The sequence below is a fragment of the Mycobacterium sp. genome, assembly GCF_049281135.1.
GTDB lineage: Bacteria > Actinomycetota > Actinomycetes > Mycobacteriales > Mycobacteriaceae > Mycobacterium.
In genome coordinates this window covers 1-2,808 of record NZ_JBAPRN010000768.1, presented here as the reverse complement: position 1 = coordinate 2,808, position 2,808 = coordinate 1, and the positions used below count along the sequence as shown (strand labels likewise).

Genomic DNA, 2,808 nt, shown 5'->3' with positions numbered 1-2,808 from the left:
GACGATGCCGTGGATCACCTCGAAAGCCGCCGCCATCGACATCGACAGCGGGGTCTCAAGATCATCGATGGCGAAAACGCCCTCGGCCACGCCGCGCTCCAGCAGTGCCCCCGCCTGGGGGCGGATGATGCGCTCGAAGCGTGCTTCGGCCTGACTCAGGTTCACCAGCAGCCGTGCCAGATCGGGGTCTTGGTAGGCAATTCGAACGATCGCCAGCGTCGACGCGGCGTGCGCCTCCGCGGGATCAGCGAATGCGGGGGAGTCGATCGAGTTCGCCAAGCCGACGAGGGTCTCCGCGACGACGGCCTCGATGATGTCGTCTTTGGTCTTGAACTGGTTGTAGAAGGTGCCGAACGCCACGTCGGCGCGTTGGGTCACGTCGCTGACGCGCAGGCCTTCCAGCCCGCGTTCGGCGATGATCTCGCGCGCGGCTTTGATCAGGTCGACCCTCGTCTTGGCCTGCCTGCGCGCGGTGCGGGACATGCCGTTCGTCGTTTCGGTCGTCACCACTCCAGCCTAAGTCTGATTAATGAATCATTCTTGATTAGTCGATCATAGCTCGGGTACCGTGGAGTGATGACCTTTGAGGGACGGACCGCGATCGTGGGAGCGGGCCATGCCGCCGGCGATCGGATCGTTGACCAGCTGTCCGAGACCAGAAGCGTGCGAGTATGAGCGCCACCCTTCCGGTCAGCCAGGCCGCGCAGCGGCAGCCGCGCACCGGCGTCGATGAGGAGGTGCCGCGCTCCTGGCGCCCGGTAATGGCATGGGCGGCCGCCGGTGCGGTGTTGCTCGTCTTCGAGATTGTGGTGCTGGCGCGATGGGTGTGCGGGCCCAACTTCAAATCCACCCCGCCTGGTCCCGATCAGATCTCGTCGGGCCAGCAGATGCTCTTCACCGTGCTTCAAGTTGCGGTGCCGCTTGCCGCGGTGGTGGCCCTGTACTGCTGGGTCGTCCGGCCCTGGCGGCGCGAAGGACACCTGACAACCGATGGCATGCTCACTTTAAGCGCCGGTATGGTCTTCTTCTGGGACATGTCGATGAACTACACGTCGGTGTCACTTTTGTACAACTCGCATCTCGCCAACCGCGGGGCGTGGGCGAACGGATCGTGGCCGGGCTGGATCAGCGCGAACGCGAACTATTTGCCCGAGTCGCTGTTCATCACCGTCCCCGGGTACGTCGCACTGGTGTTTTCGCAAGTCGTTCTTGTGTTATGGATCCTGCGCAAGATCAAGGCGCGCCGGCCAAAATTCGGCGCGACCGCATCCGTGGTGTTCATTTTCGTCGGCCTGGTCATCGTCGACACCGTCATCGAGACCGTGCTGCTGCGCAGCGCAATATATGCCTATCCCGGCGCGATTCGGGCCATCACGTTGTTCGCCGGCCACACCTACCAGGTGCCCTTGTCGGAGACCGTGCTGTTCGGCGGCGTCGCGCTCGGCGCCATCGCCTGCCTGAGCCACTTCCGCGACGACAGGGGGCACACCGTCGTGGAGCGCGGCCTCGACAAGATCCGCGTCGGCGCGAAATCCAAGCAGCTGGTCAAGTTCCTCGCAATCTTCGGCGCCGTGCACCTCGCCTTTTTAATGCTGTACATGGTTCCGCAGCAATGGTTTGCGGTGCATTCGGGTCCGTTCCCAACCGGATACAAGTCCTACATGATCAATGACATGTGCGCCTCGGGCAGCGACGGGAAAACCTGCCCGGGACCCGGCGTACCTATGCCCAGGCCGCCGTGGCAACCCTAGACCGCGATCCGCCGGTCGATCACCAAGTCGCCCAACGCGACACAGCGACCCTGTGGGTGATCCACGGCGGCCTGTGGTTTGGGCTCATCTGCTATTGCTGGACAGCCTGGGTGGTCAGCGGCGACTTCAAGACGAACACGCTCGGACGCGGTCAGGAGCCTGGCTGGTATGTGGCGTTGATGCGCGGCTGGGAGGTCTTCGCACTCGTCGTCACCGTTGTCATCCTATGGGTCTTCGTGATTCGGCCGAAGCTTCGCGATGGCCGGCTGTCGTTTGACGGATTGTTCGTCCTGGCATGCGGTTTGATGTTCTTCCAAGAGCCGTGGATCAACTGGACGAGCTATCAGTTCCTCTACAGCACCACCTCGATCAACTTCGGCAGCTGGCTGAGCCACATTCCGGGGTGGAGTTCACCGAACGCCGTGTTGATGCCTGTCTCCATGTGGGCCGGCACCGCCTATTTCTGGCTGGTCGCGATCCCGGCGATGGCGGGCTCGCGATTTATGGGCTGGTTGACCCGGCGCACCCCGGGGATCAGCAAGCTGCGATTGATTGCGTTGACATACTTGGCGTTTTGCGCCTTCGATCTCGTGCTCGAAGCCTTCATCACGAGAACCAATCTGTTCAGCTACGGCAGCGTCATCCCGCAGCTCAGCCTTTTCGCCGGAACGGATCACCAATTTCCGGTGTACGAGATGATCAGCTGGGCCGGCACGTATGTTTTCTTGTCCAGCGTTCACTTCTTCCGCGACGATCGCGGTCGTTCGCTGCCTGAACGCGGAATCGACGCTTTCCGGGTCGGTGGTGACCGGCTGAAGACCTTTCTTCGTTTTCTTGCGATTGTCGGCATAGCTCAGTTGTCGATCCTGGTGACCTACAACATCCCCTACCAGCTGTATGCGCTGCACTCGGAAATGTCGGGCGCGTACCTGAACCAACCGTGGCGGCTCGCGGGCGTGTGCGGCCCGAACACCAACTTCGATTGCCCGGGGCCGGGTGTCCCCATTCCCCGTCGAGACAGCAAGACCAACCGAGTCGATCAGAGCCCCACCAGCTC

Annotated in this window: 3 protein-coding genes; 2 read left to right on the top strand and 1 reads right to left on the bottom strand. The window is 62.3% G+C overall.

Translation table 11 applies throughout. The annotated features are described in order from the left end of the window. Positions 1 to 507, bottom strand: a 507-nt coding sequence (locus WAN02_RS30375) for a TetR/AcrR family transcriptional regulator (protein WP_422269086.1), incomplete at its 3' end; no start/stop codon positions are given. Positions 508 to 671: 164 nt separating this feature from the next. On the opposite strand from WAN02_RS30375, the gene WAN02_RS30370 reads away from it, so the two are divergent. Then, positions 672 to 1,751 carry a spirocyclase AveC family protein gene (locus WAN02_RS30370; RefSeq protein WP_422269085.1) on the top strand — a complete coding sequence of 360 codons (1,080 nt, stop codon included), beginning with the start codon at positions 672 to 674 and terminating at the stop codon, positions 1,749 to 1,751. Continuing rightward, positions 1,739 to 2,808, top strand: a 1,070-nt coding sequence (locus WAN02_RS30365) for a spirocyclase AveC family protein (protein ID WP_422269084.1), incomplete at its 3' end; no start/stop codon positions are given. The genes WAN02_RS30370 and WAN02_RS30365, both read left to right, overlap by 13 nt.